The 15,016-nt window shown below is 46.1% G+C and carries 11 protein-coding genes and 1 pseudogene; 5 read left to right on the forward strand and 7 right to left on the reverse strand.

The features are described 5' to 3' along the window. Positions 1–11: 11 nt before the first annotated feature. Genes pglX through BST95_RS12640 form a run of 7 tightly spaced genes read right to left on the reverse strand, consistent with a single transcriptional unit; the run spans position 12 to position 10,181 of the window. The gene (gene pglX, locus BST95_RS12610) at positions 12–3,575 is read right to left on the reverse strand and encodes a BREX-1 system adenine-specific DNA-methyltransferase PglX (protein ID WP_084199896.1); all 3,564 of its coding nucleotides are present in this window, start codon (positions 3,573–3,575) and stop codon (positions 12–14) included. Continuing rightward, a complete protein-coding gene (locus BST95_RS12615; protein ID WP_084199898.1) occupies positions 3,575–4,075 on the reverse strand; it encodes a hypothetical protein in 501 nt (166 codons plus the stop codon). The genes pglX and BST95_RS12615 overlap by 1 nt, the downstream gene beginning before the upstream one ends. After that, positions 4,072–5,187 (reverse strand): AAA family ATPase, encoded by a 1,116-nt coding sequence (locus BST95_RS12620; protein ID WP_084199900.1) that lies wholly within the window; start codon positions 5,185–5,187, stop codon positions 4,072–4,074. The genes BST95_RS12615 and BST95_RS12620 overlap by 4 nt, the downstream gene beginning before the upstream one ends. Further along, complete coding sequence (gene brxC / locus BST95_RS12625; protein ID WP_084199902.1) at positions 5,184–8,738, reverse strand: BREX system P-loop protein BrxC; 3,555 nt, start codon at positions 8,736–8,738, stop codon at positions 5,184–5,186. The genes BST95_RS12620 and brxC overlap by 4 nt, the downstream gene beginning before the upstream one ends. 31 nt (positions 8,739–8,769) lie before the next feature. Next, positions 8,770–9,384: a DUF1788 domain-containing protein gene (locus BST95_RS12630; RefSeq protein WP_102106161.1), complete on the reverse strand. Its 615-nt coding sequence runs from the start codon at positions 9,382–9,384 to the stop codon at positions 8,770–8,772. A gap of 6 nt (positions 9,385–9,390) precedes the next feature. Then, the gene (locus BST95_RS12635; RefSeq protein ID WP_084199906.1) at positions 9,391–9,984 is read right to left on the reverse strand and encodes a DUF1819 family protein; all 594 of its coding nucleotides are present in this window, start codon (positions 9,982–9,984) and stop codon (positions 9,391–9,393) included. After that, on the reverse strand, positions 9,984–10,181 hold the full coding sequence (locus BST95_RS12640; protein ID WP_084199908.1) for a helix-turn-helix domain-containing protein: 198 nt from the start codon (positions 10,179–10,181) through the stop codon (positions 9,984–9,986). Before BST95_RS12640 ends, BST95_RS12635 begins: the two co-directional genes overlap by 1 nt. A gap of 820 nt (positions 10,182–11,001) precedes the next feature. Between BST95_RS12640 and BST95_RS21395 the strand changes: the two genes are divergently transcribed. The 5 genes and pseudogenes from BST95_RS21395 to BST95_RS21400 form a co-directional block, all read left to right on the forward strand. Next, positions 11,002–11,577, forward strand: coding sequence for a TnsA endonuclease N-terminal domain-containing protein (locus BST95_RS21395; protein WP_169843934.1), 576 nt, complete (start codon positions 11,002–11,004; stop codon positions 11,575–11,577). After that, positions 11,567–11,983 carry a hypothetical protein gene (locus BST95_RS12650; protein ID WP_084199912.1) on the forward strand — a complete coding sequence of 139 codons (417 nt, stop codon included), beginning with the start codon at positions 11,567–11,569 and terminating at the stop codon, positions 11,981–11,983. Before BST95_RS21395 ends, BST95_RS12650 begins: the two co-directional genes overlap by 11 nt. Before the next feature lie 8 nt (positions 11,984–11,991). Then, the gene (locus BST95_RS12655) at positions 11,992–13,521 is read left to right on the forward strand and encodes a hypothetical protein (protein ID WP_084199914.1); all 1,530 of its coding nucleotides are present in this window, start codon (positions 11,992–11,994) and stop codon (positions 13,519–13,521) included. 3 nt (positions 13,522–13,524) lie between these two features. Then, complete coding sequence (locus BST95_RS12660; RefSeq protein ID WP_084199916.1) at positions 13,525–14,568, forward strand: TniB family NTP-binding protein; 1,044 nt, start codon at positions 13,525–13,527, stop codon at positions 14,566–14,568. Next, positions 14,561–14,956 (forward strand): annotated as a pseudogene (locus BST95_RS21400) (TniQ family protein); the annotation flags it as partial. The gene BST95_RS12660 and the pseudogene BST95_RS21400, both read left to right, overlap by 8 nt. Positions 14,957–15,016: the final 60 nt, after the last annotated feature.

The following is a 15,016-nucleotide window of genomic DNA, read 5'->3' on the forward strand; positions in this document are numbered from 1 at the left end:
CACGATCACAGCTATGATAACCCCGTAACTTTCTTCAACGCTTTTCCGAATAGTGGGTAGTTGTGTTTTACCCCATCATCCAGATCTATCTCTGGAGGCTTGCTGGCCAACGGGTACAGAGTGTCGTGCTCATATTCGTTGATCTCATCCAGAACCGCATTAATTCTCTGAATGGCCTTAATGGCCGAAGTCTTTTCTTTCTGGGTAGCTAACGCGCTCAGCTCTATTTGCTCAAGACTTTCTTTTCGGGCCTGTAGCTTGGTGCGGAACTCGCGCAGATAATCATTCAGAACTACGCTCACAACATCAGGTCGGTAGCGGTGCATATAGATCAAAGCATTGAACGAGCCTTTCGGGCTGGAGAACATCCAGTAGATGGGGCGCTTCTTATAGCGCTTTACATGGTCGGAGTAGAAGTCCTTAAGGAAGAACTTTTTAATATCTTTCCGCTTTCCACCACCACCTAGCGCCTCTTCTATAAAGGCCAGGTTTTCAACAAAGCGTTCTTCACCAAAAGTTACTTTCAGGAACGTTTTGAAGCGCTCGCTGATGTCATCTTCGAACCAGTCACCGCCGAAGTCGATCAGCGGTATTACATTATCGTCATCTGCCATAAAGGATGACTGAGGAACTTGTTTTAGGTAGTCTTCAAACGTCTCGCCTTGATTTGCTAATATTAGGCCGTCCTTATCCAGCGAATAGCGCCCAAACATGCACCCTGCGGAATAAGAGATAAAATCTTTAACCGTATCCTGGAGAAACAGCAGCTCCAGTTCTCTCTCTGTCTTATTCGGGCCGTATTTATAAAGGGGATTGCAAGAAAGGCTAATATCTTCAATCTCGACACCCTCTTCGACCTCCCCCTCCAAGCCATACAGCGCCGCAACCCTTCTATTGTTCTCAACTTCTAATTCATGTGCCCTGGAAATAATCATCTTGTATTTTGAGCGAATTGAGGAATAAGCTTCAGCTACAGAGTTACAAGCCTTAGAGCTGATGAGGTCAGCTTCCTTAAAATCCCAGGAGACCTCATAGGAATCCCAGTCTTTGCGAAAAATTGAGATCAGTTCGTTAGCTGATTCTGAAATTGACTCGGAGATAGCTACTGGAACTTTCGCAATATAGCCAAGATTGAAGTCCAGAGTTGGAGAGATCGACTCTAAGAACTTCGTCGCCACAGTTGAGTTCATAACTCCTAGCAAAGGAAGCCTATCTTTCTCTTCGTAAGGAAACATTGCTTGGCCTTTATCGGCAAAAATAAAGCCTTCTGGCTGGTCTCTCAAAGAAAACAAACCTGAGCTCAATGCAGACCAAGAAAGCCCTTTCCTAAAGTAGTACATTGGATTCTTTGCAACAAAATCTGGAGTTTTCAAATAAGGATACTTTGAGAGAATGCTTTCCTTAATTTCTTTGCCATCACATTCCCAGTTAACTACTAACTCATAGTTACCGGCCCACTTCCTAAATGACCCGCCCTTATTAAAGGGAAACCATTTTCTACTACTCTGCAAGGCAGCCTCTCTGGAATCACAGAAGAAGCCTATATTTTTTACCGAGACTTCATGCCACGACCTGACAAATCGTTCATTATCGCTTGTAGCCAAACCTTGGCGTGGATCAGCCAACTCCGTAAGCGCAGGCAACTTCTCAAATGCATCAAGTAATTTGTCGCTTAACCAGTAAGCTATTGGGGAGCCTGGTATCTTCTTAAAATCATTTGAAGAGGCGACATAAAGTCTGGAGGAGCTAATTGCCGCTCTCATAGTAGATTCTTTTTCATATTCTGATCTGCCATCAACCAGCCTTAAAAAGCTACCTTTCTCACCGGCGGCATTTGCGCCTTCAACAACAAATGCTGTCGTCGATACAACTTCACCACCTATACTATCAAAAGCGCGAGTTCCCAAATGAGCCATTGATCTAATAGATGACTGTGATAGCAATTTAGCTCTTAACTTTTCAAAAGAAGACAAGAACATCCAGGCCTGCATAGTTATCATTGCCACTGAGCCACCCACTTGGGCAAGATCAAGGTTTCTTTCAATGAACATTGCAAAAAGATCATTCTTGCTGAGCGGGTATTTAGACTTAGCGAACCTGGCTAAACTAGGATTCATGCCCTTTGTGCCCATATATGGTGGATTGGCAACCACCACGTGGTACTTCTGACTCAGATAATCAGCTTGTACTAGCGCCGTAATAACGGATTTATGTGTCTCAGAAAGGAAAAGCTGATTGGACACATCTTTAGCATCCAAAGTGGCCAACGTATCAGCAGGGGTTTTCAATGTTGGCTGAATTAACGAACCAAAATTATCCGCCTCTTCAAATTCTCTTAGCGTTGCTTTCAAATCTTGGGTAAATAAATCCTTACCCGAGAATTCGACGTAGCTTTCCAGTTCCTCATCGGTAAAGACAATCTTTTTCAATCGACAAATATTGGGCTCTATAGGATTGCGGAAGAAGCGGCGGCGATTGTTACCGTCATCTAGCGGATTACCCTTAATTGCCTTCATTGTTAGCGTGAATGCGGCGAGTTCAGCGGCTCGTTCATCAATTTCAATGCCGTAGATATTATGCCTTAGAATCTTTTCAGCTATTTCCGCAGAGTCATAATCTGCGTCCAGATAGATGGCATATAGTAGATCATAGGCATATGTCAGCATATGCCCAGAACCACAAGCCGGATCACAGATCTTTATCTCCTCAGGGCCACTGATCTTTAGAAAGTCAGTTTCTTCATTTACTGGCTCAATGTAGTAATCCATCTGCTCGATAACTTTGGAGTCAGGGTTATTTAGCATCCATAAACGGCCGAGTGAGTTCTCTACTAGATATCGCACTATCCAGTGTGGGGTAAACAGCTGTGTGGCCGCCGGGATATTTTCGGCCGTGATTTTTTTGTTCTTTTTCAAGCCATCAAAAACTACATCTTTCTTCTCAGATATATAGAACTGGTATAGCCAACCGATCGACTCAACAGATTCACAAGCCTCCGGTGTCATCGCCTCTCGGGTGTAGGCGAGAATGGAGTTTCCAGATAGTAGATCATCCGGCATCAGTAATTCGGTGTAGTCTTCGATACGCTCAAACATATAGGGCATGACGCTATGCAGATCATTGCAGACAGCCACAATTAGCAAACGAAAAGCTTCGGATTGTCCATCTCGACTGGCGATAGAACCGTTCAAAAGCCCAAAAACATTTTCTCGGATCGCCATATTTACGATGCTTTCATCAATGTACCCAGCTTTAGCCTCGGCTAATATTTCTGGTTGAAACTGCCCGGGCAACGGTGAGATCACCATAATGCGGTTATATTTATTTACATCCATAAAGCGCAGCGCACAGAATCGGTTAAACCAGATATAGGCCACCTGTTCAATTAGTTGCTGTCTTCCATCGTCACCTGAGACATGCTCTGCTAGTCTATTTTCTAAGTCCGCAACGGCTTTAGGATACTCACGGCGTGCTTTGCTCTCTTCGCTTAAAACTAGTTTGAGCTTGCTTTCAACCTGTTCTATTAAGCTACGGCGAGCATATTGGGCAAACTTTTTAAGTCTGGATGTATCCATCAGGCTCCACCATCACTTATGCGGCGAACAGAGTTTTCACCAAATCGAATTTTGTATTGTTTAAGGTTCAAAATCACACAACTTCTTGCTGAAGGTATCCTCCAATCGTCGTGGTTCAGAGGAATTTCCCTATGTAGTGCATCTTGCTTGGAAAGCAATAGAGCGGGTTCGAGTGAAGCCATAGAAAACAAGACAACGTAGTGCATATCTTTATTGCATTTATTGGCAAGAATACGAAATAGCAGGCTATCCCTGTACTTTCCGGCCAAACTTCGAATAAGTTCATCTGACCGTAACTTTTGCACAAATGCCTGGGGATTTGCTGCGGCCGGATCATCAGGATCTTTAACTTCAATAAACAGGTAAAAGTCTTCATATTCAGCGATAAAATCAACACGCTTCATGCAGCTATTACCATGTGATAAGTCTTCATCAAATTGAATAGCTTCTATGGCATCACTGAAGTCAAACTCTAAATCTAATTCAACCAGCTTGGTCACGTGGCATCTCCAAGTGACCGGTCAATTTCAGCATCATAAAGTTCACTATAGGTCTTTGCGATAGCATTGGCTCCCAGCATTCTATAATCTGAACTGGTTTCCTTCTCTATAACTCCATCCTCATCACGATATAGAGCGTGATAAGCAATGTGGTCTCCTTGCCCTTCATCCATAAGCAAGTCGAACCACTTCAAAAGAACATAGTTATGCGTAGCTATAATGACTTGTTGACCATTTCGAGAAAGTTCCAACAGGCACATAACCAGCATTTTCATAAGACTCGGGTTCATATTAGATTCGGGTTCATCCCACAACAAAGTACCTGCATTACCCTGAGTTAATGTTCCGTTCTCGATCAAACGCTGTAACAAGCCAATCTTTCGATAGCCTTCAGCAGTCATAGTGACTGATGTTTCTGCATTAGAATATTTTTTGAATACTAGGTTCGTATTATCCCTGTACTGCTGGGCATATTGCGATCTTGATACGCCCGGGTCGCTTTTATCGGCATAGTAGCCATTTACGAAATACTGCTCGGTCCCCTCAATGACATACTTACCTTCAATTGCATCAACCAACATCGGAACAATTGCCGCCAATCTGGGATCTTCGTTAACCCGTGCCTCCAGATCGTTTTCTGGCTCTTTCAAAAGCAGCTTACATATATCGATAACTGTAGCGTCAAATAAAGCCGACAAGCCATCTTCATTGACCTGCCGATTGTAAATGGCAGGCAACAGTGACAAGACTTCTTTAGTGGGTATAAAAATGGCATTACCATCAGGCTGGGTGTTGGAAGCGGCCACTAGTTTTCTAGTTTTGGCCGCAAACTCGGTGATTACTTCACGTCCCATTGCATCCTGAACAACAATACGGGCATCGCCTTCACCTTTGTTAAAGTAAAGTCCAGAAATTAGATCACCTCGAGGCTTGAACAGTGACAACAGCTGTTGATTAATATCGTTGCAGGGCTTTGAATGTGCATAGACTGTTTTCAGTAACTGTGTTTTGCCACAGTTGTTTTCTCCTATGATTACATTTAGCTTGGGAGAGAAATTCAGCTCCAGTTTTCTGAAGGCTGCAAAGTTTTGTAGCTGTAATTTGCTGATCATAATTGTATATGCTTCCCGTCTTCGATCGCCGCCAACAGTGATTTTTTATATTCTTCAAGGTACTGCTCTACATCCTTTTCACTAGCCAGCCAGGGTCTGTGAAAATCTACTTTCAAGTGCTTAGCAGCTATGGTCTGCGGCGGTTCTGGTGTAAGGGCAGGTTTTTGGCAATCAGAGTCCGAAGAATACGGCTCATTCTCCTCTTTACCTCCGGCAGGTTTTAGCTCTGGTTTTAATTTAGGGGCAGGCTGACTCCAGGCCATCAACTGCTGAACAAGGCCAGCGTAAGTTCGTTCTTCAAAGCGGTGTACTTCATCCCTGAGCATAGCAATCAGGTTTTGGCCATTGAGTCTGTTCGTGACCACATCGAAAGCTGACGTCAGTTGGTATTGATTGTCATGCTCCAGCGCTCGATATTCCTCAAAGCCGGTGAGCTTGTCTTTGAGCGCCTTGATGGCAGCTAAGGCTTGCTCGCGCTCCTTTGCCTGTAAGTCCTCTAGCTCCTTCTCCAGATCTACAGCATTGGCCTTGAGCTGTTGAATGGCACTTCCCTTGTATATATCCGGGTTAACTAAGGCCTCGGCTATTTGCCGATGAGAATCCCCAGTTACATATTCTAGATTTGGTTTTTGTACTGCCAACAGTCGTTTGGCTTCATCAAAGCTAGCCCTCTGGGGGCCTCGCATAAACTTGAGAATTGGGTCTATGGTTTCCTCTTTGAAATCAAGCCACATGTCCTCATAGGCAGCTAACTCAGACATAAACCAAGTGTAGGGTTTGTCCTTAAGCTCCTGCAATTCGGTCAATATGGGCGACAAGGCTCGAACAAAAGGGTATAGCTCAGACTGAGCCAGAAATCTTTCCAGAGTATTGGCCTGCTCAATAAAGCCCTCCTGCACTTCCTTGGCCAGGGCTTTGACTTCAGTGGCATGTGCAACTTTGTCAAAGTAATCGTTGTAAAACTCTTTTACCTTACGGATCTGGGATTGGCTGAACTCAACTTGTGGATCAAGAATAAGGTTACCGTGAGATCCTGTATTGGTCAGTGCCTGAACTAGTTCCGAGCCATCGAGTAAGTTTGTTGACTCCCGCACTTCAATTTTCGCTCGGCCACACAGGTGGGCCAGCGTGCAAAGTACCGCAGAGAATGACCACCCGTAAGGCTTGCTTTCGAATTTCTCCAATAGAGATTTAACCGTCGTTCTAATGCCGCCACGACTATTGCTTTGTATGAATGACAGCATCTCTTGCTGGGATTCAGGTAACTGGGTTTCATCCCCAAATAGGCCCTGTTCTGCCTGGCTCAGAATGTTGGGGATGTCCTTTTCTGTATAAGAAAGATCGCGCAGCATTCTAAGATTTGGATAGGTATGCTTGATCAGTTCTCCGAAGGCCCGAATCATTTTACTCTGACCATCGTCACCGCTCAGTTCCAGGTCCTGCCCTGAAACGTAATACTTTGCGCTGCCAATCAGCTTCGCGGTAAGTGCCTTTAGCTGCGCTAGGCGCTCAGCATTCTGAATACCCTTCTCAGTGAGAATACGCTTAGTGCTGTCTTGCTGAGTTGTGCGGGTCTCGTGGGCCACATACTTCTCAGTTTGTTTATACAGAATCAAATCCCTGACCAAACGTTCGTTGTCCGGCATGACAATTCTGACTTCGTGTGCATAGACAGTGTCAGTTTTGTGCTTTTCGAGCTGATCTGAGAGTTCATGGAAGGGCGAAATCACATGGATGGCCAGCTCATATTCACGGCCAGATAATGCGTCATCAAGGCGCCGGCTAAAGGGGTAATCCTGGTTGTTTTCCTCCCAGCGGATTTTCCGGGTCTTCAGTATGCCATCGTAAACGAGCTTCTCTAACTCACCTGCTACTACTGAATTGTCGATCTCGGTATATTTGATCTCTTGTTCAATGTCCTGTTCTTCGTCAGTGAGGTACTCGTACAGATCCCCATTTCTCTGGATGTATGTTTGTTTTTCCAAGAGATTCAGCGCTTCTTCGATATCGAGCTTCAAGGAAAGAATGTCGCGATCAAAACTACCGTGCATCAGAACACAAAGATTGCGGATGCTTGGCTTGAATTCCTTCACGTATTTGACGAGGAACAGCGCCTTCAATAGGCGCACTCCAAACTGATTATCCAGATTGTTTTCTGCCTTGATGATGGATTGCTGGATAGCTGTCTTAAGAGCGGTGCGAATTCCCTCAAACATCAGGTCGAAGGTGGCTAGTTCTCCAATTTGGTGCTCTTTAATGGTGACGGCCACTTCCTGGAAAACACCCAGCATTGAACGCTCACCCACCGAGCTATGCTTACCTTCGAAGGCACTATGGACTGACAGGCTCTGGATCGCTGATTGAAACAGCGAAAACTGATAAGGGATAAAGGGGTAGCTTTGGACGAAGTGTTCTCTGTCTCTGTAGTTCCTGTAAGTCGCCGATCCGTCGGCGAAGTCGAACAAGGTTTTGAAATTGTTCTCCTGTTTATGAAACAGGTCTGACAACTCGGGTATGACTTCTTCTTTCTTTTCCAGAAGGCGCCTCTGAATCACTTCAGCGACATCCTGGCTTGTTAGCTTCATTCTGTTTTTGAAGCGTGCTTGGATCTTTGTGAAATCATTGCTCTGCTGTTTGCCTGTTTCGCCGACAACTGTGGACATGTCTTCCTGGGCTGTAACAATCACCCATGCTTGCCCTTTACATTTAGTCGCCAGACTTTCTGCCACAGTTTGCAGATTAGTCATAAGCTTGACGTTATCCGCGATGTATTGGCCAACCTCATCAACGAAGAAATTGAGACGGAAATTGGCCTCTTGCTTGTCGATATAGGTCTTCACTTGATCAGCAAAGTCCTCGATAGAAAGGCGGTAGTCAGACCGGTACTTATCCAGAATGTCGCTAACAGATTCATTCGAGACTTGGTTATATGACGCATCAACTGAACTTGCCATACGTTTGGCACGAGCCCGACCCTTGTCCCAGCTCATGCCGGCATTGGACTCAAATGCATCCTTGAAATCGCCCAGCAGACCATCGGCATCGAGATCTCGTTCAAACTGTGCAATGTATGCTTGTTTCCCGTAGTAGCCACAATGCTCGTCGAAGACCTTTACGAAGACGGCGATGAGCGCATCTATCTCAGTTTTACTGATTACATCGGCCTTTTGGTCGATATTGAATAGAATACTCTCTGACGGTATTGCAACAGCTCGCTGTAAGTCACTGGCGAAAATGCCCCCTTCGCTCAGCGGTGCTTTAGTCAGGAATATCTCGAGTGGTCTGGCATCACCAATTGTTTTGTTTTCCAGCAATAATGCGAGCATTTTGAGCAAGTGCGATTTACCCGAACCGAAGAAGCCTGAAATCCACACACCATTAGCGCCCGCATAGTTCAGATAGGCATCAAGAAATTCGTCTAGCCGCTTCGCCACTTCTAGGGTGATGACATACTCATCCAACTCGAGACGTAGGCTGGCGTCGTCATCGGCCTTAATAACGCCTTCGATCTTTCGGTCGACCTGTTTCTTAAAGATATTCTCTAGGTTCATTCGTCTTCCTTGTTACTCAATAAGGCCAGCGTTAGACAGCCCGGTCCAGGATGTTAAAGGCTCTGTAGTAGTTGTCTTCTTGCAGTTTTCCGAACAATTCGAGTGATGCACCTTGCTCGAGTGTATGCTCGTAGCGCCCTGGGAAAAACATCAAAGTCGGGAAGTCCTTAGCCTGCTTTTGCAAGTTGTTCAGGATGTTGTGCGAACGAATATATGGAAAAACTTCGCCGACCCCAGTAATTAACAAGACCTTAAACCTGGAAGCACTTATTCTTTTGGTGATTGCTGGGATTACGACAGTTTCAATATCTAGGATACCTTGCAATTCGTCTCTCAATTCACTCTTCGTCATTGACGACTCATTCTCCAGAATCCAATCCCAGTCCCCTTCTGCTTGCAGGACCTCTATAGCCAAATCATATAAGTTGATGTTCAGTACAGGTACGTTGTTATCCTCAAGGTGATTCGTGAGCTGACGAACCATCTGGGATACATCTACCTGCAAAGCGGGGTCGTATGGGCAAATGTGGAATGGCACCTCATTGTTTAGCCCTTGATTACAAAGAAAACCCTCACTGGCGATTATGGCAGCCAGTTTTCCGTAGACTTCCTGCAAATTCTTCTTGTTTAGGTTGTTCTCTTCCATTGCCACTTAACTCACCACCCCTGGAAAGACCTTTACTTGCTCAAGTGGGCTCTCTCTCAAAAGTTCTAAGAGCTGCGGGTCAATCCTTTGATTGACGATGTTGTCGTGCCCGTCGATGACGCCGCACTCCCGCATCATTTTGAAAAGGACTTGGCGGGCCTTGGCTTTAGTCTGTGAGGAAGCCCCGTTTAGATTGTTCTGCCACTCAGCCTTCGCATTAAAGAATGCATCGTAGTCCTGCTGGCTCACATGAAATCTCGCCGTCTGAAGCTGATGACTCAGGACCTCGACAGCGAAATCCCTTATGAGGATGTAATGGCGGCAAATTGACAGCCAGACCAGTTGCTTTTGCGCAGAATCCGTACCTGTCACTAATAGCTTCATCTCACTCTCATTGAGATGCGTAAGTCGACGTGCGACCTCTCCGTACAGCTTTCTGAGCGTACTTGCGGTCCTCGTTTGAAAGGTATTGTGCTCGAGTACATGCTTCTTGACTGAGCCCCAATCAGTAAACTCCACTTTGAGAGAAGCGACGCTGACTGATTCGAGAATCAGAGCTGCTCCAGTGGTAAATGAGAGGGAGTACTTATCGTTGACCATCAGTTGGACTGCTCCTCCGATGGTTCAGCCGAACCGCCGCTGCGAACCCAGTCATCCACTTCTTCTGCTTTAAACTTCCAGAAGCGTCCAATGCGGTGTGCAGGCAAGCCTTTTCGCTCGCGCCAAGCATAGATAGTGTCTTTACTAACCCCCAGATACTCCGCAATCTCTTCTACTGATAACCATCGATTTGGCATAGTTCCAGTCCGATGTTGATGATTCAAGTGGTACATTCTACACAGGAGTTGAACCCTGTTTAATAGGATTTGACATGAGTTGATAGGTTTTTCGCTCGACTTAGACCGCGCGTCGATTTCCTGGGACCATACATTGATCAATAACCGACCAGCCCGGGGTGGCCGTTGATGGAATTATGGCTTCACGAGGTGAAATGAAGCAGCCAAATCGCGCATGACGCATGGGACAGATCGACTAGATTACTTTGCGAGAAACCTCATGCTTTTGAGCCACCTTACTGACCTCCTCCCCTGAAAATGCGAAAAATGTGAGAAATTAACAAGATATTTCCTTACGCCTCAGCATCGCAAGCGCCGAAAAAATAGCCACTTTTTGACCGCAAATGTATTAATTCTTGGTTTATTAAGATTTGGAGTACCTTTCAGCCGAATGAAAAGCGCGGTTCCCCAGGATCAATTCTGAGAAGGTGCGCCCGAGTCGAGAAAACGAAAGAAGCTCTTTTGGGGCTTCTAGTTAGGGGACATCCCAACGACTGGACCCTCGACGCCCTAAATAGGGTAAGCGGAACAATTAATTATTGCGGGCATATTATCTTTCTGTGGGATGCCACTAAGATCCCAGAATATCGCCGATAGATAATATACCTTTATATATCAATACGTTGCGAATATATCCTTCTGTACATTCTAGTTCAGAGTTGTAGAATTCTCCTTCCCTGAAGCAGAGCTGTCGGAAATGATTTTCCGGAAACAACACCTGGCTAGGCTGATCCGGACTGAGAAACGGCAGAAGCCGCTCTTCATCCACTTCAGTCTCACAATGACCACCCTGATTCTCTCTGAGAGCTATCTGGAATACTGGGGAAATGTCCTCCTGGACTTAGATCCGCAGGTCATAGATCTGGCTACACAGCCCTTTTCTATTCGGTATCGATTCAAGGGGCGGTGGCGAATATATACGCCCGACACTCTGGTGAGGATGAGAGATGGGCGCCTGTACCTGATTGAATTCAAGTACATCGAGGAATATGAGAACGACCCCGAACTGAGGGCAAAGATTAATTGCCTTCGGGAGATATTTAAGCGCCGAGGTTACACAGACCTTCTTTTGCTGACAGAGCGAGAAATTTGTGAAGAACCTCGTTTGGAAAATTCGCTCTGCTTACACCGGCATGCAACTTCGAATGAACCCGGCCCAAAAGACGTGAGAACACTACATCGGCTCATGGGAGACCAGGCAATCAGTATAGGAAAGTTACTCAGATATGCATCCAAGGGAGCATTTTACCGTGACGCGCTGTGGTATCTGATGGGACGAAACATTATCGAGGTAGATCGAACTGAGCCGATCACCCCGCAAACAAGAGTGAGATGGAGCCCTGACCATGGCATTTAACAAGATAGGTATGACGATCATTCGCTACGATGAAAAATATACATTGAAAATCATTCAACCTGACTACTTTGTCCTGGAGCATCAAGAAACAAACGAGCCTTCAATCCATATGCGCGAAGACTTTGTTCGAGATTACATAGATGGGCACATATACGCTGAGGGTTCCTCAAACCCGCAAGGCAACCAAGATCTTCTGACAGATAAACAGTGGGACAACATCAATTACAGATTCCCATATGCGGAAGCATTCAATGCCAGGAAGATCAGACGCCAGGAGATCGGATACCTGACTCGAAGAATACATCGGGACCAGGGCCATACAAAAAAAATACCTAGCAGGAGTAGCTGCTACCTCTGGGCCAAGATCCTACGTGAATCTGGTGGTGATCCCAAGTCCCTGCGCTAGGAAGTACTATGAAAACCGAGAAGTTGATATCACGGGCCCTTGCGGACGAAGCATTCCATAAGGTAATGGAAGACTATCTTGAGAGCGCCGATGAGAACAAGGCGAACTTTTGGCGTGAATATAAGAAGCTGACTGACGATAGTGGCTTTGGGCGCACGGAATTCTATAAGGCGCTTGATCGACTAGTTGATCCAGTGGAGGAAGCTTATCGCAAGAAAGGTGTCTCGGCAGGAGCTCGAGTAGCCAAGGAAATCAACGAACAATTTCGCGTGCAAGGCATCTACTCTCTTGCTGAGCATGACGCGCTTTCCACGCCGATTGCTCTATGCCACCCGACGAAAGATCAATACATTGGAACGCCTCGGGATTACTTCAGTATTTCAGTTAAGAATCGGGGAATTCTTGGGCATGTCGTAGATGTTTCCGGTGCCGGTGAGAGGTCGGCAATGGTAATCAATCTGATGAAACAGTCCGTGCTTCCAAAACCGCACCTAAAGGAGTTGTACGGCATGACTAATGACAATCCATTCTATGGGCGGCACGATCTAATAAAGAGCGATCCGGGGAGCGCTTTCGCTTGCACTGAAACACTGCGCTTCGCCCTTTTATTTCTTATAAATTTGGCTGTCAATCCCTCGGGGAAACCCTGGAAAAACCCATTCATCGAGAGATGGAATTTCACCTTTGTGCAGCTATTCGTGAGTAAGATGCCTGGCTACTTGCCTAACCCGAAAGCCTATGGGGATCGTGTAAAAGACCTTCGTTCAAAGGCCACTCTAGATCCATTCGAGTATGAAGTACTCAGTAACCGATTTATCTTCGACAAGTATCACATGCGGCCACACAGAGGACTTCTAGGAAAAAGCCCATTGGAGGCGCTCCGGGAAGATCGCATGAATCCGAAGAGCCTACTTCTCAGTGAGCCTTCGCTGCCGTTCCGAGCTGAGGATATGCGAGATTACTGCATCCCACTTGGCAAGACGGTTGCAATTCAGGATCGTGGAATTCAGATCGATAACAGGATCTATGGATCCTCCGAAACCACCACCAGAATAGCTAGGTATCTCTCTGCCAGTAGGCGCCCCAAGCGAATTGAGCCCCATATCGATCACGGTGACTACAGCTATGTGAAGGTGAAAGACCCACAGTCTAAAGAGGATCTTGTGGTTCCGTTCAAGTTCTTCGCGCCAGGGGTAGATGCAGATGATCGTTGGGACCCAGGCGTTAGCACCCTTAGGAGTGAACGCCTAGAGGAGCTGGCGAGCATGGAAACCGATGAGATTCTAGAAGTAGCTCGTTTCCGTAAGAAATCACGAAACAAACTCCGAAAGGAAATGAGGAAACGGAACACTCCAGGGCCAATCAGTGCTGACGAGCTGTCAACTCAGCATGCGGCTATTGCTTTCGCTAAACCTGCTCACCACTCCCTTATACCCGAAGTGCAAGAGGAAGATATTGAGCGTAAGCAAATTGACGTTGCAACCGATGAAGAAAACTGGGATCTAGAGCGGGAAAGAAAGAGACATGGAGTGGCATAACCGATGAAGATTAGGGAAGTGCTCGATAGGGTCCAGATCCAGCAAGATCTCGCTGAGTTTATGAGTAAGTATGTGACATCATTTATCTCGGATGAAGCTCTGAATCTTATAGCCAATGTTCATGCAACTCACTTTGGTATCCCGAGGTGCGGATTGATTTACGCACCTACGGATACTGGTAAAACCGCACTAATTAATGCCTACAAAAGACAATACATGGCCGCTTTTGAGCATAAAGCCGATGATTGCGAAGAGCTCCCTATACTACATATCAAGCTGCCAGCCAGCTGTACAATTGATCGGCTTTTAGTAGCACTGCTGAAAGAGTTGGGCGACATAGCTCCTCATAAGGGGTCGGTTGCGGAAAAGGAAGGTCGCCTGTTAGCGCTTGTCATGAGACGAAATGTATCCTTGATCATAATTGATGACTTTAATCGTTTGCTTAGGGATTCTGGCACCTCATTCAACAGGTCAATAGGACATTACATTCAGTATCTTCTCGACGACCATTTGAAAAGACCAATCCTGATGACCGGGGTAATGAGCTGTAGGTACATTCTTGGGGAACTCGATGAGCTTGAAAGAAGGACGCCTTTCAAACTTCAGTTAAAGACGTTTGACTGTTCGACCGAGGCCGGTGTGGGACGATTCCGACTATTCTTGGAGATACTGGAGTCGGAAATACCGGGCGGATCTATATCGATTAGCTCAGAACTCATGGCAAAGAGGCTTTTCTACTTGTCAAATGGCGTTCCAGGGCCAATAAAAACGCTGGTTGAACAAAGCATTCTAGCCAAACAGGATATCGACAAAAAGCTTTGTCTCAAGGACTATGCGCGTGGCTTTTCAAACATCTATCGTCGTGAGGATATCGGTGAAATTAGCGGCAGCCAGCCCATTTCTTCCTCATCGAAGAAGAGTACGCTGGGAAGAAGGCTAGAGAACGGTGAGAGTGAAAAGTACATCCCAGCCTTTAATCCTTTTCTGCCTAATGCATCTGAAGCTAAGCTTGAGCGGCACTTGAGTTGGTGGAAGGAAAATGCATGAGGTCAAACTTCTTCCGATCAGACCAAAACCGCAACCTGGCCAATGTCTACGAGATTTCACAAATCTTGTCGCCCAAAGCAATGGCTGGAAGAACAAGTCAATGTTCAGGAGAGTACTTGGCCTTGTAGACAACGAGATAGGATGGGAACCAGGATCAGACGAATACCTGCAAAATATTTCTGCCCTATCAGTTGCGCTTGGTATTAAAGATGCCGACCTCAAGTTGGTATTCAGTGACTACCCCTGGCAAAAAGTCGCTCAGAGCGTTGGAATTGGATGTCGTAGACTAGTGCACGCCAGTCCGAGGGTATGCCTGGTTTGTATCAAAGAGTCTCATTACATGAAGGCCCGCTGGCGCTTTTCGCTATTCACGCACTGCGAAATCCATGGCGAGCCGCTGGCAGACCGATGTAGTGCGTGTGGCTCAGTATTTAGTTGGAACCAAAAA

It is taken from the genome of Halioglobus japonicus (assembly GCF_001983995.1).
Lineage (GTDB): Bacteria > Pseudomonadota > Gammaproteobacteria > Pseudomonadales > Halieaceae > Halioglobus > Halioglobus japonicus.